Here is a 23,422-nt window from a genome sequence, read left to right on the forward strand (position 1 = left end):
ATATTTTAATGAAGCCATTTTCTAATTCTAAGTACTGGCTTGTTGTATATATTCTCATTTTTTCATGTCAGGAGAAAGATCAGGGAAACGTAATTTCACTTTCGGAAGGCGATTTGATTGAGAAAGGGAGGGTCCTTTCGGAATCTAAATGTGGATCATGTCATCTATATCCTGAACCTGGTATTCTTGACAAAAAGACTTGGCTTACAAGTGTATTGCCGGCAATGAAACCGTATCTCATTTCTGAAGAACAGGAAGATCAATGGAAATTCTGGCTACCTAAAAATAACTCTGAAAGTTCAGAGAAGGAATACGAGGCAATCGTTGCCTTTTATGAAGCAAATGCACCTTCATCCCTAACTGTTCCACCTTTAGATATTCCCTCACCAGGGATTCCTGGCTTCGAAGTAGAAACTCCAATACTTGATGAAAAAAGACCTAGCCTCAGCACATTTGTCTTATTTGATTCCTTAACAAACCGTATTTGGATAGGGGATAGATTAAATAGAATCTATGGACTTAATACTCAGAATTTTATTGTAGAAGAAGAAGTAGATGTGGGAAGCACCCCTGTTCAGTTAACTGGGATTGATTCTACTACTATTCAAGTGCTAACCATGGGGGAGATGGACCCTTCGGACTATTATAAAGGGGAATTGATTAGCTACGACCTTTCTTCAAAAACTTCAAGCCTACTACTGGATAGCTTAAATAGACCCGTTGATTTTAGGCCTTACGTTCAAAATGCTTTAGAAAATAAAAAGTGGCTTGTATCAGAATTTGGGAATCTTGAAGGGGCATTAAGCATACAATCACCTGATAGTAATGAGCTGTTGGTCAATTTACCAGGTTGTAGGAAATCCATCCAAATTGATTGGGATCTTGATGGAGATCTGGATATCCTAGCTGGTTTTGGACAAGCTAAAGAATCTCTTTATTGGATTGAAAATAAAGGGGAGGGAAGGTTTGAAAATCATTTGTTAGAAGAGTTTCATCCTGCATTTGGTTTAAGTGATTTGACGGTGAAAGATGTTAATAAAGACGGATACCCAGATATCATTTTAGTAAATGGAGACAATGCAGATTTGTCGCCAATTGTTAAACCGTATCATGGTGTCAGGATTTATTTTGGAAGTGGAGATAGCCAACTTGAATTAAATTGGTTTTACCCAATCCCGGGAGCCATGAGTCTTGTGGCTGAAGATTTTGATGAAGATGGAAGCTTAGAAATGGCTGTAGTATCTTTCTTTCCTGATTTTAGAAATAATGAAAGGGTGGATTGGTTATATTTTGATTCTTTGGAACTTGAAAATAAGGCAGTTTTCAGATTGCCTATCCCCTTGCTGGGAAAATGGTTGACCATATCCTCTGGTGATATTGATCAAGACGGAGATTTAGATATTCTTACTGGTTCATTTATGTTCCAGCCTGGAGTCAATTATTCCAAAGAGCAGGAGCTATGGTCTGAAGACTGGTCCCCATTTTTTGTTTTGAGAAACCAATTGAAATAAAATTCCAGAGCCACCTTTCTGCGTAGAACAATATTTTAATTTGTAATCCCTTCAATTGATTATGAAAATAGAATTTTATTCTATTATAAGGTGATAAAAAATAATTTATATTGAATTCTGTATTTGTTTCAAAATTTAATGGGTGATATTCTAAAAAAAATAAAATAATTTGGGGTCATTTTTTTATTAATTGTCTCTTACTATAAAAGGAAGCTAAATACTTTCCAATGCCCAATAACCCCAAAAAGACCATTTCTTCGGCCAGAATTTCTTTGTACAACAAAGAAGTTGTAAAAATATTTGAAAGTAAATCTGATTTAGAAGTTTGGAATTCTTTCAATAAAGGAGATGAAATGGCTTTCAATTATCTCTATAGGACTTATGCAGGGGTATTGTTTCAATTTGGCTGTCAATTTTCTAAAGATCAAATGTTGGTTCAGGACAGCATTCAAAACCTCTTTATTTCTCTGAGGAAAAAGAGAGGGAGTCTGAGTGAAGTTTCTAACATCAAAGGGTATTTACTTAGGTCTATTCAAAGGGAGGTTCTTAGAAACGGAAAAAATGCAAGTTCAAAGATGCTTGTAGATGATTCCCAGATGGATTCATTTTTCCAAATAGAATTATCACCTGAAACTTCTTTTATCCAAAGAGAATCTGAGAACCAAAGAAAAATCCAATTACAAGAAGCTTTAAAAAAATTGACAACAAAGCAAAGGCAGGCAATTCTCTTATTCTATGAAGAGGAATTGAGTTATAAAGAAATCGCACAAGTAATGGATTTCAATGAGGTAAAGTCAGCTAGAAAATTGATTTATAGGGCTTTATCCAGTTTAAAAGAATTTATTAAACCTACTATTTAGATTCCTATGGAATTTGAGAGGAACCATATGAAATACGAGGATTATAAACTTGAACACTTTCTATGCGATGAGTTTTTTGTCCAGTGGGTAAAAAACCCTGATGAAAATACCAAACACTTTTGGGAAAAGTGGCTTGTAGCTAATCCTCATAAAAGAGAAATAGTAATAGAAGCTGCTCAATTTATAAAAAGCATCACTTACCAAGAAAGACCAGAATTATCAAATGAAGCATACCTCGAATTGTTTGAGAATATCATCAGATTTGAGGAGAGTGAAGTAAGTACAAATAAGAAGGCAACACGAGAGGGGAGATGGTTCTCTTTTTTTTCTCTTCGAAAAGTAGCCGCTGTATTACTATGCTGTTTTTGCACTTGGGTGATTTGGGATATTTTCAATAGTTCTGGGGACGAGGCGAAAACAGAAATTCAGTGGATAACCAAATCGATTCCAAAAGGTACTAAATCAAGCATTGGTTTATCTGATGGAACTATCATCCACTTAAACTCAGGTTCTGAATTGATCTATCCGAATGAGTTTTCTGACAGTTTAAGAGTGGTTACACTGAAAGGAGAAGCATTTTTTGAAGTCAACAAAGAAAGTAGACCATTTAAAGTTCAAATGGATCAGGCAGTAATAGAGGTCTTAGGGACTGAATTTAATGTCAATCAATCCTCCAACAATCAATTTGCTGTAGCATTGGTTTCAGGCAAAGTAAAGGTGAATGATAATTTGGGGAATCAAGTTGTTCTAGACCCTTCGGAAATGCTTGTCATGGAGAAAGACGGCAATTTTTACAAGTCCACATTTGACTCTCTGGAAATTGTGGGCTGGAAAGATAAAAATTTGATTTTCAATGAAGATGATTTCTCAGAGGTGAAATCAAAACTTGAAAACTGGTATGGGATAGAGATTTCCGTACGGGGTAAAGTAAGTAAGAAATGGGCCTACACCGGTCAATATCACGATGAAATATTGAAAAACGTTTTGGAAGGGATTAAACAAACCTCCAGAATTCAATACCATATAGATGGAAAGAAAGTCGAAATAACATTATAACCCAAAACCTAAAATCTATGAAATATCTTAATAGCACCTAAAAAAAGGCAGTAGAAGTTCAAAAAGAACTTCCAACTGCCTAATTCTTTTGCCTGAAGGAGCGCTAACCATTCCAGGCAAATGTTCAAGTTTTTGACCACTTAAACCATAACAATTATATGAAAAAATATATACGGGGACAACTCATCATGCTATCTAAGAGACTACTCTACGGATTCATTTTTCAATTGATTTTTTGTACGGTTCTATTAGCAAGTAATGGGAATGCACAAAGAAAAACGATTGAGCAAGTAAATGTAACACTGAGTGTAAATGAATCCTCATTGTTGCAACTGTTTAGAAAAATAGAAAATCAGTCAGGATTTGAATTTTCTTATAATTCAGAAAAAATCGATTTAAACCAAAAGGTGACATCAAATGCAAGGAAACAAAGCGTTTATGATGTTTTGGAGGATTTAGCGAAGAAAACAGGACTTAGCTTTATTCAAATCAATAATAATATCCATGTTAAGCAGAACAAAAATGGAACCCGGGTTACCATTCAAGAAAAGGAACGGATATTAATAAGTGGGGTTGTTAGGGATTCTAATGGAGAACCACTCCCCGGTGTTACTATCTTAAAAGAAGGTACAACCCAAGGAACAGTGACTGACTTGGAGGGACGTTATGAAATCAACGCTGACGAGGGGGATTTCTTGGTTTTTTCATTTATAGGATTTGATGACCGACGGATTGAAGTGGGGAATCAGACTTCTATTAATGTGACATTGAATGAAAATGCACAAAACCTAGAAGAGGTTATCGTCATAGGTTACGGCGAGAAAAGTAGGAAATTAATGACAGAATCTATTGGAACAATAAATTCTGCCGAAATCACCAAAGTCCCTATTGCTTCTGCAGACCAATCATTACAAGGAAGAATTTCTGGAGTTCAGGTAACTTCTGTTGATGGAACTCCAGGTGCGCCTGTTTCCGTGCGGATAAGAGGAGTTGGAACCGTAGGAAATACCCAGCCTTTATTTGTGGTAGACGGTGTTCCTGTTGGAAACAATTCAGATGGGGTTACTAATCCATTGACTACAATAAACCCATCTGACATTGAAAGTATTTCAGTTTTAAAGGATGCTTCTGCAGCCGCAGTCTATGGAGTTAGAGCAGCAAATGGTGTAGTCTTAATCACAACAAAAAGAGGAAAAAAAGGCAAGCCAACAGTTAATTTTGACGCGTATTATGGCATTCAGAACATTGCCAAATTCAATGAATATAACTCTACTGATGAATGGATTGCTTTGACACAGGATGCATTTGATGCTGCCAATGTTCAAAATGGATTTAGTCCTGGAGATCCAAGTTATCAGGAACTTCATCCTGATTTAGCCTCTGGAAGTCCTGTAAGAAATAGGAGCAATGAGACAAATTGGAAAGATGAGGCATTAAATAAAAGTGCCCCAATTCAGAATTACAACCTGAGTATATCAGGAGGTAATGATGACTATAATTATTTTGTTTCCGGTGGATATTTTGCCCAAGAGGCGACGGTTCAAAAGTGGGACTTGAAACGATATAATTTTAGAGCAAATTCTGATTTTAAAATCAATAAGCGCTTAAAAATGGGTCAAACATTTACTGTTTCCCATCAGGAAATTGAGAGAGGTATGAATGGCAGAGGTGATGGTTTCTTACTTCAAAATTCACTCACAATGCCACCTTTTTTCAATATTTATGAGGATCCAGCTAATCCGATTCCGGGAAACCGTTACGGGTATGATGGGAATTCTGATTTGGCAGGTCTTACGATCGCTAACCAAATTGGAATTAATCAGATTGTTCAGAACAATGACAGGTTGACAAGAATGCTGGGAAGCATCTATGGTGAGTTGGAGATTTTTGAAGGACTTACCTATAAATCTATGGTTTCAGTTGATTACTTGACTACTAGAAATGATTCATGGAGACCAGAGTATCTTGTTTCTGAGGTGGGTTTAAATAGACCAGGTAATGAATACAATGATTCCCGAGGAGAATCAGTTTCCCAGGTTTTTACCAATACTTTGAATTATTTCAAAGTTTTTGGAGATCATTCTATTGATATTTTGGCAGGTATAGAATATCAAAAAAACACCAATACCTCTCTCGCAGTAAGAGGAAGTGATTTCATTAGTAATGCTCCTGACTTTTATCAAGTAGTTAAAAACGGTCGTGGAGATCCTAATGTAGGAGGTGGAGCAGGTCAAGGTTCTTTTGTAGGTTATTTAGGTAGAGCTTCTTATAATTTTAAAGATAAATACCTTTTAACCGGTACAATTAGAAGAGATGGAACTAGTGCCTTTTCACCTGAAAATAACAGAAGATGGGGTACTTTCCCTTCCTTTTCAGCTGCTTGGCGGGTAAGTCAGGAGGACTTTTTCTCTGAGTCAGGATTGATTTCAGAAATGAAAATCAGAGCGAGTTGGGGACAACTTGGAAATTCAAATACTACATCCTATCCTCATATTTTCAGAGTATCTACGACTCCGGATTATGGAAGCGGAAATACAACCATTCAGGCGCCAACACCAATTAATTTTGTAAACAAGGATGTGGTTTGGGAAACAGTGGAAACCATCGATTTTGGAGTTGATTTAGGCTTATTTGATAATAAAGTAGATCTATTGGTTACTTATTATGATAGAACAACCAAAGACTTCTTGTACTCATTGCCTTTACCAAATATTACTGGATTTGGAAGTACTCCAGTAAACCTTGGAAGCGTAAGCAACAAAGGGATAGAAATAGAAATTGGTTATGGTAAGACCTTTTCAAACGGACTTCAATTAACATTGAATGGTAATTTTACCACCATCAAGAATAGATTGGAGGAATTGGCACCAGGGATTGAGGAGTTTTCCTCAAATGCAGCTTATAGAACTGCTGTTGGGCAACCGATCGGATATTTCTTTGGTTATAAAACCGATGGAATTTATCAAACACAAGAAGAAATCGATGGTATTTTCACAGGAGGATTTGAGGATAAAAATGCTCCACAAGGACCTAGACCAGGAGATGTGAAATTTCTTGATGTTAACGGACCTGGAGAAGAAGGCGCTCAGTTTTCTGGAGAACCTGATGGATTGATCGATTTTAATGACAGAACTTACCTGGGTAAAACTATTCCTACCTATTTCTATGGTTTGAATATTGGCCTAAACTATAAATCTTTTGATTTCTCCATGTTATGGCAAGGGGTAGGAGATGTTCAGGTTTACAATCAGGTAAGACAAAGTAATTTGAATCTTACCGGTGGCGGTAGAAATATGTTAGTGGAATCTCAGGAAAGATGGACAGGACCAGGCACGAGCAATTCGATTCCAAGAGCTATTAGTGGTGATCCAAATCAAAATGGCCGTTTTTCTGATAGGTTTGTGGAAGATGCAGGCTTTTTAAGACTTCGAAATGTACAGTTAGGGTTTAGTCTACCAAGAACAGTGTTGGACAAAATGAACGGTTTCAATATTGGCCGAATCTATTTGGCAGCATCTAATCTGTTGACCTTCACAAAATATACTGGTATGGATCCTGAAGTAATGACTTACGGATCGAATTCAAACCAAATAGGAGCAGGAACGGATGGAGGAAATATGCCTCAACCTAGGATTATTCAAATGGGTGTCCAACTTCAATTTTAATCTCTAACTCCAATAACATGAAAACTAGAAAAATTACTTTAGCAATATTTCTCTCTATTGGAATATCGATGGGCTGTGAGAATAAACTTGACCTACAGCCTTTGGGAGAATTAAATTCAGAAACATTTTATAAAACATTTGAAGATTTTGAGGCAGCATCTTTGTCTCCATATAGCACCATTCTAAACCTCTTTTATGAGCAAAATGGTAGAGGATTCTATAATGGAATAGAGTATCCATCAGATGACAGTAGGCACGGCGGGCAGGGAATTAATAGTAATAACGATTTTAATTGGCTGCCAAATAATGGTGATTTTGGATGGATTTTCTCAGAAAGCTATAAAGGGGTGATGAGATCCAATGTGATTTTAAATTCACTTCCTTCTTCTGAGCTATCTGATGAAGATAAATCCCGATTTGAAGCTGAAGCAAAGTTTATTCGCTCTTATTTCTATTTTATCCTGGCTACTAATTGGGGATCTCCTCCATTGATTTCTGAGTTAATTACTACCATTGCAGACTCTCAAGTAGGGAATAGCCAACCTGGTGAAGTTCTTGATTTGGTAGAAGCAGATTTGACCTTTGCAAAAGAAAACCTTCCAAGTTCTTGGTCGGGAACCGATGTGGGAAGAGCAACTTCCGGTGCTGCACAGGCATTTTTAGGAAAAGTGTACTTATATCGACAAAAGTATAGTTTGGCTGCAACAGAATTAAACGCAGTAATCAATAGTGGTACCTATTCACTTCAGGATAATTTCGGAGATAATTTCAGTGAAAGTCTTGAAAATAATTCGGAATCAATCTTTGAAATTCAATTTACAAGAGGTGATTTTAACCCATGGTTACCAACGGATCAAGGATTGGCAGGAAATGAAAATATCGGTCATGCCGGAACAGGGAGAACTATTGTATTCAGAGCCTCCTGTTTTCTGGGGAATTGTGCTCCAGGAGCCAACGGCCAAGGCTATGGAAGGATGCACGTTACTGAAGACCTTCAGAATGAGTTTGAAGAAAATGATCCAAGAATTCCTTTTACTTTCTATAGAGAAGGAGATGATTATTTCGGCACTCCATATAGTCCAACTTGGTCCATTACCGGCGCAACTCCCTCAAAATATCTTTTAGATTATGTAGCTTACGCGCAACCAAATGCAGGATCGAATAATGAACGAGTAATTCGTTTGGCAGACGTGTATTTGATGGCTGCAGAAGCGGAATTGCTTGGAAATAACAATGTTCAACAAGCGATGGATTATGTAAATATGGTCAGAAGGAGAGCGGATCCTACTGGTGAGATTTTGCAAGAACGTTCTGGAAGTTCATCTTTAGACGAAGCAATGGAATTTATCATGCATGAAAGAAGAGTTGAGCTGGCATTTGAAGGACATAGATACGCTGACCTAGTGAGATGGCATCAAGCTGGTGTAATCAATATACCTCAAGATGTTGATTTTGGTGACCCTGCAAATGAAAATTGGTCTGAGACCAATTTATTAAAGCCATATCCTCAGAGAGAACTTGATTTGATAAGCTCTTTGGTGCAAAATCCAGGTTATTGATTAATACAACAAACTCAAGCAGAAGGGAAGCCAGCTTTCCTTCTGCTTTTAACTAAAGCCATTTAGTTGATTAAACCCAAGTAATGAAATAATTGAGATGATCCGACGGAATCTTTTTATTGCCCTTTTTATTTTTCTTTCCGCCTGTCAATCCTCAGATCTCCAAGTTTTTGAGCAATTAGATTCTCAATCCTCTGGAATTTCATTTTCAAACACCATTTCAATTTCTGATTCCTTGAATGCCTTAGTATATGAGTATGTGTACAATGGGGCAGGAGTAGGTATAGCAGATTTTGATAAGGATGGATTGATGGACGTGATTTTTACTGGAAATCAGGTTTCAAGTGAAGTATATCGAAATCTTGGAAACTTGAAATTTCAAAATGTCACAGAAAGTACTGGGATCAATACCTCAGGAAATTGGTGTACCGGAGTAAGCATAGTTGATATCAACCAAGATTCTTTTCCAGACATTTATATAAGTGTTGCAGGTTTTGACAAAGCTGAAATGAGAAATCTGCTTTACATAAACCAAGGTGATTTCACTTTCACAGAGGAAGGAGCAAAGTATGGGATTGATGATCCTGGATATGGCACCCAAGCTGTATTTTTTGATTATGATTTAGATGGAGACTTGGATCTATATGTCTTAAATAATGCATTAGAATCTTTCAACAGAGGAAATATTAAACAGAAGGTTTTAGATGGTTCAGCAAAAAGTAATGATAGGCTTTACCGAAATGATGGAAACACAAATTACACAGATGTAACAAAATCGGCAGGTATTTTAAAAGAGGGCTGGGGACTGGGAGTAACAATCTCCGATTTAAATGGGGATGGCTGGCCTGATATATATGTTTCAAATGATTTTTTATCCAATGACCTGATGTATATCAATCAGCAGAATGGGACATTTTTGGATGAAATTAATACCCGTGTGGCACATCAGACTTTTAACGGGATGGGCAACGATGTAGCAGATTATAACAATGACGGCTGGACTGATATAGTGGTCATGGATATGTTGCCAATGGATAATTATAGGGAGAAAATGATGCTTATGCCTGCTAGTTATAATCAGTTTCAGATGTCCCTACAACAAGGTTATCAACCACAATATGTCAGAAATACACTGCAGTTAAATCAGGGGGGTGTTTTTAGTGAAATAGGGCAACTAGCGGGTATTGCGAGAACCGATTGGAGCTGGGCTAGTTTGTTTGTAGATGTTGATTTAGATGGGAAAAAAGATCTTTTTATTACCAATGGCTATCGCAAGGATGTCACAAACCTTGATTACATAGTTTATACTCAATCAGAATCTGCTTTCGGAACCAAAGAATCGAATAAAAGAGATATTATTTCTGAAATGGAGAGTTTAGAAGGTGTGAAACTTCATAATTTTTTATTCCAAAATCAGGGAGACCTCTCATTCAAGGATCAAAGTTTAAACTGGGGCTTAGAGGAAGAGACTTTTTCCAATGGAGCAGTCTATGTCGATCTGGATAATGATGGGGATATGGACTTAATTACTAACAATATTGACCAACCTGCCTCTGTTTTTGTTAATCAAACCATCGAGAAGTCTCCCAATAAGGCCTCGTACCTAAGAGTCAAGCTTCATGGTAAAGAAGGGAATATTGATGCAATTGGTGCTAAGGTCTGGGTTGAAAGTAAAAATGGAATTCAGTTTTTAGAGAACTCTCCAGTCCGCGGTTATAAATCATCTATTGACCCTAGGTTGTTGTTTGGTTTTACACAGACAGATTCTGTTTTCTCAATTTATGTGCAATGGCCAGATCGAAGTTTCCAGTCTGTAGATATTCAAGGACTGAATTCTGAGATAGACATCAAGTATGATCCTAACAGTCCTGATTTGCCATCATTCGTCACCCATTCGATAGATCCTTTATTTCAAAGTGCTTCTGTAGAAGGATTAAACTATGATCATCAGGAGCAGGATTTTAATGATTTCCAGAATCAAACTGCAATACCACGTAAGTACTCCCAAGATGGCCCCGTGACAGCAGCAGGAGATTTAAATGGAGATGGTCTGATGGATTTGTTTGTTGGAGGTTCGAAAGGATTCCCAGCAAGTATTTTTTATCAAAATAGGAATTCTTCATTTCAACCTATGGAATTTGAAGAATCAATTCCTTTCCATGATGCAAGCGCATTGATATTTGATGCAAATGGTGACGGAATTCCGGATTTGCTTGTGGGCAGTGGAGGCAGTCAATCTGAAATTGGAAGCTCGGAATATTGGGACAGATTGTATTTGGGTAAAGGGAATGGAGAATTTCATTTGGATAGCACTGCTATTCCTATGCACCCTAATAATACTTCCATGATCAAAGTAGGTGATATTGATTTAGATGGTGATTTAGATTTAATTATAGGAGGAGGAGTTCTCCCTGGTTACTTTCCTCTAGCTTCAGAAACTTACTTATTGATCAATCAGTCAGGGAAATTTAGTAGGAAAGACTTGCAAATGGAGTCTTGGAGTGAAAAAATCGGAATAGTCCGAGACTTGGAATTTTCAGATTTAAACCAAGATGGTTACTTGGATTTAATTCTTGCAGAAGACTGGGGGAATGTTAGAATCTTTATTAACAACAAGGGACAGCTAAAAGAAAGCAGATTGGGTAACTCCAAATTAGTTTCTTCTGGCTGGTGGTGCAGTATTATTCCCGGAGATTTTGACCAGGATGGAGATGAGGATTTTATTATAGGGAATATGGGAGAGAACCAACTTTATAAGCCAGATAGTAACCAAGCCACAAAAATTTATTATTACGATTTCGATAATAATGGAACAGCTGAAGCAATTACAACCTATTTTAATCAAGGAAATGAGGTAGTTAAATTACCTCGAGACCTTTTGATCAATCAAATTCCAGTAATAAAAAAGCGATTTCCGAATTATGAAAGTTATGCCAAAGCAACTTTAACGGAAACTTTCAGAGAGGATGAACTTGCCCAAGCTCTTCAAAAGGAGGTGTTGACAGCCAAATCAATTTATCTTGAAAATTTGGGAGACTTAAATTTTAAATCCCACCCACTACCTGTTGAGGCTCAATTTTCTCCTATTTTAGACGGAGAAGTCATTGATGTAAACCAAGATGGCTTTTTAGATCTGGTCTACGTGGGAAATGATTATGGAATGGAAGTTCAATCAGGAAGACAGGATGCATCCTTAGGTGGCGTTTTGATTTTTAATCCAGAAACTGGCTTCAAAAACATACCCAACTATCAAAGTGGATTTCTGGTAAATGGCGACGCCAAAAGCATAGAAAAAATTAAACTTGCTTCCGGCAGTGAGATCCTCTTTAGTTCAGTAAACAGGGGTAAAGCGCAGATATTTAGTAAATCCAACAAACCTGTAATAAACAATCAATAGGAATGGCATTTTTAGGAACACCATATATAAAAGGTCAAGGATGTATAAAGGTTCTTTTTACTTGTCTTCTTGTTTATTCTGCAAGTCTGGGATTTGTATCTGCCCAAACAAAAGACTTGAAGCCCAATATCATCTGGCTAATAGCCGAGGATATAAGTCCAGCTTTAGGGGCTTATGGAGACCCTTTAGCATATACTCCCAATATTGACAAATTAGCCTCCCTTGGTGTCGTTTATACGAATGCCTGGACAGTTGCTCCAATTTGTGCTCCCTCAAGGTCCAGTTTGATAACGGGGATTTATCCCACTTCACTAGGTACACAGCACTTAAGGTCAGAAATTGAATTTCCTTCTAAACTCAATACCCTTCCAGAACTCCTGAAAGCAGAAGGTTATTTTGTTACTAACAGAGATAAAACAGACTATAATTTTTCAGCAGAGGGAATTTATGATTATTGGTCTTCCCAAATCACCCCTTGGAGAAATAGAACTTCAAACGAGCCGTTTTTCAGTTTTATCAATATTGGGCCATCCCATGAAGGATCTGTAAACAATCCAGAAAATTATAAAAGGTTTACTCAAGATTTAGACCCTTCCTTAATTCATGATCCCAATGATGTACCACTCCCTCCATATTATCCCGATAGTAAAGAAACCAGAGAAGTTTGGGCTCATTATTATGATATACTGACGGTTTTGGATAGAAATATAGGGGAGGTGTTGGATTCCCTAAAAAAGGATGGTTTGATGGAGGAAACCATAATCTTTTTTATTGCGGATCATGGTTTTGGTATGCCACGATACAAAAGATGGTTAAACAAAACCGGAATGCATGTACCATTCATTCTGTCTGTTCCAGAAAAATTTCAAGATTGGGCGGGTTTGGATAGCTTAATAGGAAAAAAGGATGAATTGGTAAGTTTCATTGATTTGGCACCTACAGTTCTCTCCCTGGCCGGAGCAGAAATTCCAGCCTATTTTGAGGGCTCTCCCTTTTTAGGTCCGCAAGCAATTGGTAAAAGCCAAAGAGAATTTGCTTTTGGAGCTAGAGATAGGGCCGATGATATGGTAGAAATGTCTCGATCTGTAACAGATGGGGATTATATCTATATCAGACACTTTATGCCCCATCTGCCATATATTCAGGAAGGGTTTATTTTTTCCGATGTGAAAGTGGCTTTCAAAGCACTGAGAGATCTTGAGAAAGCCGGTAAAACCAATGCCGAACAGCAGAAGTTATGGGAACCTAAACCTATTGAGGAATTATATGATTTAAGAAGTGATCCCTTTGAAACAAAGAACCTGGCCAATTCCCCAGAATATGATCAAATTAAAGCAAAGCTTCAAGCAAGACTTCACACCTGGATATTGGAATCCCGTGATTTAGGGCTTTTGGCAGAAGCTGAATATATGACTAGAAGTAGCAGCTCAACTCCTTATGAATATGGAAAAAGTCAAGATTATGCTGTTGAAAAGATTCTCTTGGAAGCCGAAAAAGTAGGGGTTGCGACTGAAGAGGAGCTCATTTCGGGGTTAGAAGATCAAGAGAGCGGGGTACGATATTGGGCGGTCATGGGAATTAGACAATTGGAAAGTATCAATGAGGAAACTGCAGTTCTTTTGGAGAAACTTTTAAGGGATGAGTCGGCCTCTGTACAAATTGTTGCAGCTGAGACCTTATCACATTTTGGATATCAGGAAGGAGTTGTAGAAGTGTTGGAAAAATGGGTTCAGGATGATAGGCCTTGGTTAGCGTTGATGGCTGCAAGGAACTTGTTATTAATTGGTCCATATGCCCGTCCTGCTATCCCAGTAATGTATCAGGTGCTTGATAAAAATTTAAGTCAACCTGGTTCTCAAAGAAAGTATAAGGATGCCAATTTCGCCTCTTTTACAAGCTGGGCTTTGGAATGGGCGCTTCAGGAGTTAGGGGAACCAATTCAAGTGAATTGACATGTTGAATTTTAGTTTTTCTGAATAAACCAATTAACACACGCTATGGAATCGGATTATTAGTCCTTCCAAATCAGATAAAACCCATAATGATGAAAAAATATTTAATCATACTTCTGCTGTTATTGAGTCCACTTTTGGTTCAGGCTCAAACCAAAAAAAATGCTCCGTGGATTTCTTATCCTTCTGCAAATGTGACGGATTACGGGGTTTATCATTTTAGAAAAACATTTGACTTAAAAGAGATTCCTGAAAATCTGCTTGTCCACGTTTCTGCGGATAATAGGTATAACCTATTCGTCAACGGACAACGGGTGTCATATGGACCTGCAAAAGGAGATTTCAAGACTTACAATTATGATGTTTTGGATATAGCCCCTTATTTAACTAGTGGGGATAATGTAATTGCTGCACTAGTTTACAATGGGGGAAAAGATAAACCTTTGGCATTTTTCTCCGCTCAAACTGCTTTTATGCTAGATGTGGAAGAAGAAGATTTTGACTTTTTGAGGACAAATGGAAGTTGGAAAGTATTTGAAAATCCTGCCTATTCCGTCATTTCTTATCAAGAAATGCTATTTGATGAACGATGGTTTTATGGGTTTTATGCTTGTGGAGGTGGAGACCAAGTCGATGGAAACAAATACCCTTGGGGATGGGAAGAATTACAGTTCGATGAAAGTTGCTGGCTCAATGCTGAACCCCTACATTTTGATGGAAATGCTCCCTGGAATCTAGTCCCAAGAAAGATTCCTTTTATGGCATCCCATTCGGTTTATCCTCAAAGAATCAAGGAAATAACCGGTTTTGATGAAAAATCAGGCGCTTGGAATGGTCGAAGTAAAATTACCATTCCTTCCAATACTGAGGCTACTGTTTTGATTGATTTTGAAGTTTTGACCATGGGATATCCTGAGCTTACTACTTCAGGAGGAGAAAACAGCTCCATTAAAATTAAATATGCGGAGGCGCTATACGAGGAGGTAAACCTCAAAGCACATAGGGATTCGGTGGCTAATTTGACCATGTATGGTGTTTGGGATATTTTCCAGACAGATGGAAAAGCATCCAGAACGTTTAGACCTTTATGGAAAAGGACTTTTCGGTACGTCAAATTGGAAATAGAAACTCAAGATACACCCCTTGAAATTTTATCATTTATAAATGAATATTCTGGTTATCCTTACCCAGATATGGCAACATTTGTAAGCGATGATTCAAAACTAAATGAGGTTTTTACGATCAGTCAGCGAACATTACAAATGTGTTCAGGGGAAACATACTACGATACACCCTATTACGAGCAATTAAGTTATGGTGGTGATAATAGACCCATTGCAAATATCTCTACCTATAATTCAACAGATGATCGACTCTTAAGAGAGGTACTTCGACTATACACGCAATCTGAGAATAATGAAACGGGGCTTTTTAAGTCTGCCTACCCCTCACGATTTGATTTTGATCAAGGCACTTGGTCAATGGCCTGGATTCAAACTTTGTTGGATTATTATGAAATGCGAGGGGATATGGATTTTATACTTCCTTTTGTTCCCAATATGGAGAAAATTCTAGGGTTTTATGAAAGGCATCTCGATGAAGAAACAGGGCTTATTGGAACTGTTAGAAACAAGAATTTCATTGACTGGAGTATCACAAAAGGCTCAATACCTAGAGCGAATGATCAAATGGAAATGGTCCAGTCCACCATGCTTACTATGTATTACGTCCATACCCTAGATTGTGCGGTGAAACTTTATAATTATATGGGTGATGGAGAAAAATCTAAGCAATGGGCCAGAATTTCGGAAGAAATCAAATCTGCTGTTCGGGAAAACAGCTGGGATGAAGAAAAAGGACTTTTTAGTGACTACCCCAACAGCCAGGTTTTTTCTCAGCATACCAATATTTTGGCAATACTTTCTGATGTAGTTCCAGAAAATGAACAAAAAGACTTATTAAAAAGAGTGTTATCCTTCAAGGATTTTGATGAAATGGCAAGTTCATATTTTTCATTCTTTTTATTTAAGGCTATGCAGAAAACTGACCAAGAGGAATTGTACCTGGAAAACCTGGATTTCTGGTATGATTTCTTGGACAGGGGCTTGACAACCTGTGGTGAAACGGGCTTTCCTTCTCATGATAGATCGGATAGTCATGCTTGGAGTGCTCATCCAGCTTATTATTTATTAAACTCAGTGGCAGGGATTAAATCAGCTGAAGTAGGGTTTAAATCAGTTTTGATTTCACCTCATTTGGGTTCCCTGACAGATTTAAAAGCTTCTATGCCGCATCCCAATGGTGCTATTTCAATAGAATACCAGGTGATTGGTAAAGAGCTTGTCGCACAAATTGAATTGCCCGAAGGATTACTTGGAATTTGGGAATTTAATGAGGAAGAAATTGCTTTGAAACCAGGTGTAAACCGAATTAGACAAAAGTTATAAAAGAACGAGATTAAAGGATTTCTTTTGGAATCTTATGTCTCTTAGAAATTCAGACAGGTATAAATATTTGACTCCGTTAGCTTCTGTTCAATAAACTATCCTTGTCCTGCTTCTCCAGATGCCGGATTATCATACTTTGCCGCTTTTCCAAAAGCTGTACAAACCATCGTTCATCTACATCTTGCTGGCGTAACTTTCCTTTCTCTGAATGACGATCCCGGGCCAGCGCTGGGGAATACTATGACTTTTTACCCAGGGTTTCGTCGTTCCTCCTTACCCTGGGCTATAAATCTTTGACCCCTATGGGGTCTTTCCAAAACACGCCACTTGGATTGCGGGTTGGGCTGTCGCAGCCGCGGGGCTGGCTGTTGGCTTTGTGCGGAAGAAGCTTTGCTGCGACGAAGGCTTTTGGGTACTTTTGCCTGCCTGCGGTAGGCAGGGCCTTCAAAAGCACCAAGAAGATATTATTGTTTCCATCTTGCTGGCGTAATGTTTACGTCTCTGAATGACGATCCCGGGCCAGCGCTGGGGGACCACGCTTTTTCTTTTTCCCAGGGTTAACCCGCGATAGCTATCGGGGCCTGGGCTAAAAATATCTGACCCTGATGGGATCTTTTAATTTCATCATTCTTCAAATACTAAATCCCCCTAACCCCTTTTAAAATCGACTTTCATCCAATCGAAATTGCTTCTCCAAGGGGGATTTAGATTCGTTTCCAACAATCAAGACTTGTCTGTCGCGGCAGAACTAACAACCTCAAACTCTTCACCTACCTTCGGTAGACAGGCTTTAAACTCACTATATCCCAAATACCACCTACCATATACCAGATACCACATACTTGTACACTCAACTTCCCACCTAACTCCTCTAGGCAGGCTTTAAACTCATAATTTCCTTCCTATCTTTGAGGTTCATTTATATTTAATTCCTTTAAAATCGACTTTCATCCAATCGAAATTGCTTCTCCAAGGGGGAGTTAGATTCGTTTCCAACAATCAAGACTTGTCTGTCGCGGCAGAACTAACAACCTCAAACTCTTCACCTACCTTCGGTAGACAGGCTTTAAACTCACTATATCCCAAATACCACCTACCATATACCAGATACCACATACTTGTACACTCAACTTCCCACCTAACTCCTCTAGGCAGGCTTTAAACTCATAATTTCCTTCCTATCTTTGAGGTTCATTTATATTTAATTCCTTTGAAGTACCTCCTAATCCTATCCCTCGCTTTTTGTCTATTATTTTCCTGTAGCGAACCCCGGAAAAAAGAAATTTCTTTGGTTCCCATGCCTACTGAAATGAATGTTAGTTCCGGAGAATTTAAGCTGAGTTCATCTACTCAATTGGTCTTTCAATCTTCTGATGGATTTGATCAAGAACTGGCTTTTTTTCAGGTGTTAATAAAAAGCCAACTTGGAGAAGAACTGACCCAAGAGGCTGGAAGCACCCAAATTGAAATCATCAAATCAGAGCAGATATCAGGGCAAGAAGCTTATCGTTTATCCATTGATAAAGAAAAGATCCGATTGGAGGCATCTGACTCTAAAGGGATTTTTTACGGTATCATCACGCTGGAGCAATTGATGGTTTCCAATTCGGAGAAAGATCAAAATTCTGGTGAGATCCTAATTCCTGCATTGGAAATTAAGGATCAACCCAACTATGAATGGAGAGGCATGCACCTGGATGTTTCCCGTCATTTTTTCTCCATGGATTATTTGAAAAGGTATGTGGACTTGTTGGCTTTGTATAAGCTAAATAAGCTTCATCTGCACTTGACTGATGATCAGGGTTGGAGAATTGAGATCAAAAAATATCCCGAACTGACGGAAAAAGGAGCGTGGCGGGAATTCAATGAGCAGGATTCCATTTGTATAGAAAGATCAAAGGAAGATCCGCGCTTTGCCATCGACCCAGCACATATTTATGAGAGGGAAGGAAAGACCATTTATGGAGGGTATTATTCTCAGGAGGAACTTAAGGAATTTGTGGAATTTGCAAGTGCAAGGCACATAGAGATCATTCCTGAAATCGATATGCCAGGGCACATGATGGCAGCAATTGATATATTCCCTGAGCTTACCTGTAATGGTGAGTCCGCATGGGGAGATGTGTTTTCCACTCCACTTTGTCCCATCAATGAGGAAGTTTACACTTTTGTCGAAAATGTATTAGCTGAGGTAATAGCTATTTTCCCTTCTAAATACGTGCATATAGGAGCGGATGAGGTGGATAAAACTGATTGGAAAAAATCTGCAGCTGTCACCCAGTTTATGCAGAAGGAGGGGATTGAAGATTATGAGGCTTTGCAAAGCTATTTTGTGAAAAGAGTAACGGATTACCTTCAAGGTCAAGGGAAAGAAGTGATTGTATGGGATGATGCCTTGGGGGGAGGAATTCCTTCTGATTTGAAAGTGATGTATTGGAGAAATTGGGTGGCAAATGTACCGGAAAAGACGGTAGCAAATGGAAATGAAATAATTATAGCTGCTGGTAATCCATTCTATTTCTCTACTCCAAAAACCAAACTTTATAATGTTTACACCAAGGAATTGCTAGGTTCTAAATTTCCACAGGAAAAAATGAATTTGGTGAAAGGTTTGCAAGCCAGCTTATGGACAGAGACTATTCCATCGGAGGAACTGGCAGATGCCAAGCTTTTTCCAAATGTACTTGCCTTGGCTGAGAGGGCTTGGTCAACGCAAACTCAGCAAGACTGGAGTTCCTTCAAGAAGAGATTAAAGCCACAGTTGGAGCATTTAGATCAACTAGGTGTCAAATATGAATTTTCGCCAAGTTATGAACTGGTTCCATTTATGAATGTGGATATAGAGAATAAAAAGATCGGAATCAGTTTTGAAACAGACTTAATTGACCCAGTCATCTATTATACGCTAGATGGAAGCATTCCTACCACTGATTCAAATTTGTATGAAGGTGAATTTTTTGTGGAGGGATCAGCATCAATTGTTGCTGCAATTTTTGATGAGAACGGTGCTCAAGAGCCATTTTTGAATAAAGAAGTGGATTTCCATAAGGCAATTGGGAAACCGGTACTGTATGAGAAACCTTGGAATCCTTCTTATGCGGCGGGAGATGCAGGTACCTTGACGGATGGTTATAGAGGTGGAGATTCTTATGCAGATGGGTATTGGCAGGGATTTACTTCGGATATAGAAGTGACAGTAGATATGGAAGAAGTAACTTCGCTAAGCTCTTTTTCCGCCAGATTTATGCAGTTAAAAGGCCCAGGCGTGTTTTTACCAGGTTCTGTGGAAGTTTGGCTTTCAGAGGATGGGGGCAAGTTTGAGAAGGTTTTGGATTTGGAAAATGATGTTTCTCCAAGCGATGAAGGTTTAATTATCAAGAATTTTAGCGCCGCTCTTGAGGGAAAAACTGCACGATTTATCAAGGTCAAAGCTGAGAACACCCAGTCAGGTTTTATGTTCGTCGATGAGTTGGTGATTTACTAGCCTTCCTGTGGGTGTTACCCAATTCCTAATTAAAAGAATCGCAAGCCTGAAGTATCAAAAAGCTTATTCGTCATCTTTTGTTTTTGCATCAATTTTGGCAAATACCCCATCAATAAATCAGGGATAAATCATTCAATCTGTTTACTCTTTTCTTGGTAATTGAATCCTGTCTATTTCTAACTAGAACTTTATGGGATTTTAAAGTGCATAATAAATATTGTATCTTCTATCTGAATATCAGATCAATAACCCAAAATTTAAATACCATGGAGAAAAGAGAAAAGCTTGAAATGATGGATAAAATCCTCAGGGAGCTAGATGATTTGAAGAATAGTCAAACATCGGTTTTAAAAAAGATTTCCAAAATAGAAGCGGATAATATCAATCTGGGAGTAGGACTTTTGGAAAAGAGATTGCCTGATATGTGGCAGAATGTGGATAATAATCTTTCTTTGGTTTCTACCTTGGAAGAGGAGTTTCAAGCCCACAGGGATAAGTTTTATTCGGATAATAACTTAGGGGCAGTAGAGGAAGGATAAGGATTCTTTTAATCAACAGATTGATTAGGGATTTATATTTTGAGGGGATAATATTACTTGAGGGTAATAAGAATCCCCTCTCAGTTTTTAACTAATTTTTCAACATTCAATTTTTAAAAAATTATGGAATTCGATGATAAAACCATTTTTCAGGTAGTTATTAATCACGAGGAACAATACAGCATTTGGCCGGCTGACAGGGAATTGCCATTGGGATGGAAAGCTACAGGACCCAAAGGAACCAAAGAAGAATCTCTTTCCTACATTGAGTCAGTATGGACAGACATGAGGCCCTTGTCTTTAAGAAAAAAAATAGAGGAGATGGAGCGGAAAATCAATAGGGGAGAATAAGTGTTGAAAGCCTCAATTTTTTGATCTATACTTGTTCTCTTATCGAAAAATACGGTTTCTTAACTGAGACATTGTTCGCTTTTACCTAAGATTTAGATTAGATGATTTTAACAAGTACAGTGAAATTTTTTAATGAACTCAGTGTTCATGAACTTTATGAAATTATTAAACTGAGAAATGAAGTTTTTGTCGTCGAACAAGACTGTGTTTATCAGGATGCAGATGATAAAGACCAGCATTCCTATCATTTGATGATCAAGGATGGAGATAGTTTGTTGGCCTATGCTAGGATTCTACCTCCCGGAATATCTTACCCAGAAGTTTCAATCGGTAGGGTGGTGAGCGACCCTAAAGCTAGAAGAACAGGAGCAGGTAGGAAATTGATGGCGGAGGCTCTAGATTTTGTTTCTCAGAAGTTTGCTCCCTGTGGAGTAAGAATAAGCGCCCAAACTTATCTTCGGGCTTTTTATACTTCTCTAGGATTTAAAGAAGAAGGAGAGGTTTATCTTGAAGATGGGATTGAGCATGTGGAGATGGTACAGTATTTAGAATAGTTTAGGATTTTTGAATTAAAGAATAGTGCAAAGCCCATGCTCTAATAAAACTTAGTTGAATCCTGTTATTTTTGAGGGAAAATTTCCAGAATCTTTATTTATAAGATTATAAACCCCAAATCATGAAAAAATCACTTTTAATCTATGCTGCATTTACGGCATTGTTATACTCTTGCCAACCAAAAATTGAATCTATCATAAATGTGGAGGAAGTGGGAAGGATTGAAAAAACACTGTCAGCTGATGATATGGAAGGCAGGCAGATTTTTACACCGGGTTTGGAAAAAGCAGCAGATTTTATTGCTTCGGAATTTAAGAGTAATGATTTGCCCTACTTGAAAGGAGAGGATTCTTATTTTCAAAACTTCACCATGATCAAAACCATGCCCGAGCAAATCTCAGGTAGCATTGAAAGTGAAGATTTAAGTCCTGGAAATGTCATTGTAAATACCACAAAAGCAGAATTAAATCTCGATTCATTTACTGGCTATGAACTGGTGAGTATTGAACAAGATGATCAGTTTAACCAAAGTGTTTTCCCTTTACTTCGTGAAGAAAAGAACTTGATCGTGTTGATAGACCCCTCTCATTTAGATAATTATGATCGGTTGAAAAGGAGCTCAAGTAGAGCAAAATTCCCTTCTGAAGTATCTCAGATTTTCATTTTTACTCCTAATTTGGATCCACAATCTATTCAATTAGAAGTGAAGAATGAACTCATGGAGGAAGAGTTGAAAAATGTAGTGGCTATGATTCCTGGTAAGAGTAAGCCTGATGAATATGTGGTTTTTGGTGGGCATTATGATCATATAGGCATTAGAAGTGCTGGCGCTAATCAAGACAGTATTTATAATGGGGCTAATGATAATGCTGCTGGAACAACCGCTGTATTGATGCTTGCCAAGTATTTTAATCAGCTTAAAGACAATGAGCGGACCTTGATTTTTGTGGCATTTACAGCCGAGGAATCAGGAGGTTTCGGGAGTACTTATTTTTCAAAACAGTTGAACCCAGACCAAGTGGTGGCCATGTTCAATATCGAAATGATTGGTACGGACAGTAAATGGGGAACGAATAGCGCCTACATCACAGGGTTTGAAAAAAGTAGCATGGGAGAAATTTTGCAGAAAAACTTAAGTGGATCCAAGTTCCAATTTGAGCCTGATCCTTATCCTATGCAAAATTTATTTTATAGAAGTGATAATAGAACATTGGCAGCCTTAGGAGTACCGGCACATACCATTTCCACCGCTAAAATGGAAGAGCCTCCAAATGATGAACCCAATTATCATAAAGCAAGTGATGAGTTTGAAACCTTGGATATGGTGAATATGACTGAAATTATCAAAGCCATCGCTATCAGTAGCCAAAGTATCATCAGTGGAGAAGATACACCTACTCGAGTGGAAAAACTGGATTAATCATTAACCCAGGCAGTTTTTCGTCCTAAGTAGATGTGAAATTCAATGGGTACCAAAAGAAAAGACCAACCGATTTCCGGTTGGTCTTTTGGGATAATAGGATTTATACCTTAGTTGAAAAGGTCAAATTTCAATCCAAAGTTGAATCTGGAATTATAGTATTCAGATTGCATAGTTCTAGACTGAATTCCTTGGTAATATCTCAAAGGCTGATTGGTCAGGTTATTCCCTTCGGCAAATATTCTCCATTTAGGAGTGATGGCATAGGAAGCATTAACATCAAGGAAAATCTGCTGATCGTAGAATCTATCTTCAAATCCTTCTCCACCCAATTCATCCAGATAATCAGAGGCATAGTTTAATGAAACTCTCATAACCCATCTCTTATTTTCAAAAGACAACTCCAAATCTTCACTTTCTCTACCTTCGATTCCGGTAGTGTTGGATTTAGTAAAGGTATAGTTTAAGTAGATCCCGAAGTTTTTCAATACTTGTCTCTGCAGAACTGACTGTCTCATTATCGATGTCAAAGATATTTCCGATGTAATCAATCACAGTATGCTTCAGTCTCAGTCCGCCGATTACGGAGAGTTTTTCACTTAATTGATGATCGCCCATCAGATAGG

Annotated in this window: 14 protein-coding genes; 13 read left to right on the forward strand and 1 reads right to left on the reverse strand. The window is 38.0% G+C overall.

The window, feature by feature from the left end:
• Window positions 1-8 precede the first annotated feature (8 nt).
• From ALPR1_RS09170 to ALPR1_RS09230, 13 genes are all read left to right on the forward strand, one after another.
• Window positions 9-1,511 (forward strand): FG-GAP repeat domain-containing protein, encoded by a 1,503-nt coding sequence (locus tag ALPR1_RS09170; protein ID WP_008200149.1) that lies wholly within the window; start codon window positions 9-11, stop codon window positions 1,509-1,511.
• A 227-nt stretch (window positions 1,512-1,738) separates the two neighbouring features.
• Window positions 1,739-2,371 carry an RNA polymerase sigma factor gene (locus ALPR1_RS09175; protein WP_008200150.1) on the forward strand — a complete coding sequence of 211 codons (633 nt, stop codon included), beginning with the start codon at window positions 1,739-1,741 and terminating at the stop codon, window positions 2,369-2,371.
• Between the two features lie 27 nt (window positions 2,372-2,398).
• Entirely contained in the window at window positions 2,399-3,427 is a 1,029-nt protein-coding gene (locus ALPR1_RS09180) for a FecR family protein (protein WP_008200151.1), read from the forward strand.
• Between the two features lie 158 nt (window positions 3,428-3,585).
• Window positions 3,586-7,092 (forward strand): TonB-dependent receptor, encoded by a 3,507-nt coding sequence (locus ALPR1_RS09185; protein ID WP_008200152.1) that lies wholly within the window; start codon window positions 3,586-3,588, stop codon window positions 7,090-7,092.
• Between the two features lie 17 nt (window positions 7,093-7,109).
• Window positions 7,110-8,651, forward strand: coding sequence for a RagB/SusD family nutrient uptake outer membrane protein (locus ALPR1_RS09190; protein ID WP_008200153.1), 1,542 nt, complete (start codon window positions 7,110-7,112; stop codon window positions 8,649-8,651).
• A 97-nt stretch (window positions 8,652-8,748) separates the two neighbouring features.
• Window positions 8,749-12,048, forward strand: coding sequence for a VCBS repeat-containing protein (locus ALPR1_RS09195; RefSeq protein ID WP_008200154.1), 3,300 nt, complete (start codon window positions 8,749-8,751; stop codon window positions 12,046-12,048).
• 2 nt (window positions 12,049-12,050) lie between these two features.
• Window positions 12,051-14,000, forward strand: coding sequence for a sulfatase-like hydrolase/transferase (locus ALPR1_RS09200; protein ID WP_008200155.1), 1,950 nt, complete (start codon window positions 12,051-12,053; stop codon window positions 13,998-14,000).
• 92 nt (window positions 14,001-14,092) lie between these two features.
• Window positions 14,093-16,447, forward strand: a complete 2,355-nt coding sequence (locus ALPR1_RS09205) for a family 78 glycoside hydrolase catalytic domain (RefSeq protein ID WP_237701643.1) — start codon at window positions 14,093-14,095, stop codon at window positions 16,445-16,447.
• A gap of 1,288 nt (window positions 16,448-17,735) precedes the next feature.
• Window positions 17,736-19,931 carry a family 20 glycosylhydrolase gene (locus tag ALPR1_RS09210; RefSeq protein WP_262480524.1) on the forward strand — a complete coding sequence of 732 codons (2,196 nt, stop codon included), beginning with the start codon at window positions 17,736-17,738 and terminating at the stop codon, window positions 19,929-19,931.
• A gap of 266 nt (window positions 19,932-20,197) precedes the next feature.
• Complete coding sequence (locus tag ALPR1_RS09215) at window positions 20,198-20,470, forward strand: hypothetical protein (protein WP_008200160.1); 273 nt, start codon at window positions 20,198-20,200, stop codon at window positions 20,468-20,470.
• Window positions 20,471-20,593: 123 nt separating this feature from the next.
• Window positions 20,594-20,821: an MbtH family protein gene (locus ALPR1_RS09220; RefSeq protein WP_008200161.1), complete on the forward strand. Its 228-nt coding sequence runs from the start codon at window positions 20,594-20,596 to the stop codon at window positions 20,819-20,821.
• A 101-nt stretch (window positions 20,822-20,922) separates the two neighbouring features.
• On the forward strand, window positions 20,923-21,375 hold the full coding sequence (locus ALPR1_RS09225; protein ID WP_008200162.1) for a GNAT family N-acetyltransferase: 453 nt from the start codon (window positions 20,923-20,925) through the stop codon (window positions 21,373-21,375).
• A gap of 122 nt (window positions 21,376-21,497) precedes the next feature.
• Window positions 21,498-22,796, forward strand: a complete 1,299-nt coding sequence (locus tag ALPR1_RS09230; protein ID WP_008200163.1) for a M28 family peptidase — start codon at window positions 21,498-21,500, stop codon at window positions 22,794-22,796.
• A gap of 110 nt (window positions 22,797-22,906) precedes the next feature.
• Here ALPR1_RS09230 and ALPR1_RS09235 read toward each other — a convergent pair whose 3' ends face one another.
• A complete protein-coding gene (locus tag ALPR1_RS09235; protein ID WP_040302702.1) occupies window positions 22,907-23,314 on the reverse strand; it encodes a TonB-dependent receptor in 408 nt (135 codons plus the stop codon).
• Window positions 23,315-23,422 lie beyond the last annotated feature (108 nt).

This window comes from Algoriphagus machipongonensis, assembly GCF_000166275.1.
In the GTDB taxonomy this organism is placed as follows: domain Bacteria; phylum Bacteroidota; class Bacteroidia; order Cytophagales; family Cyclobacteriaceae; genus Algoriphagus; species Algoriphagus machipongonensis.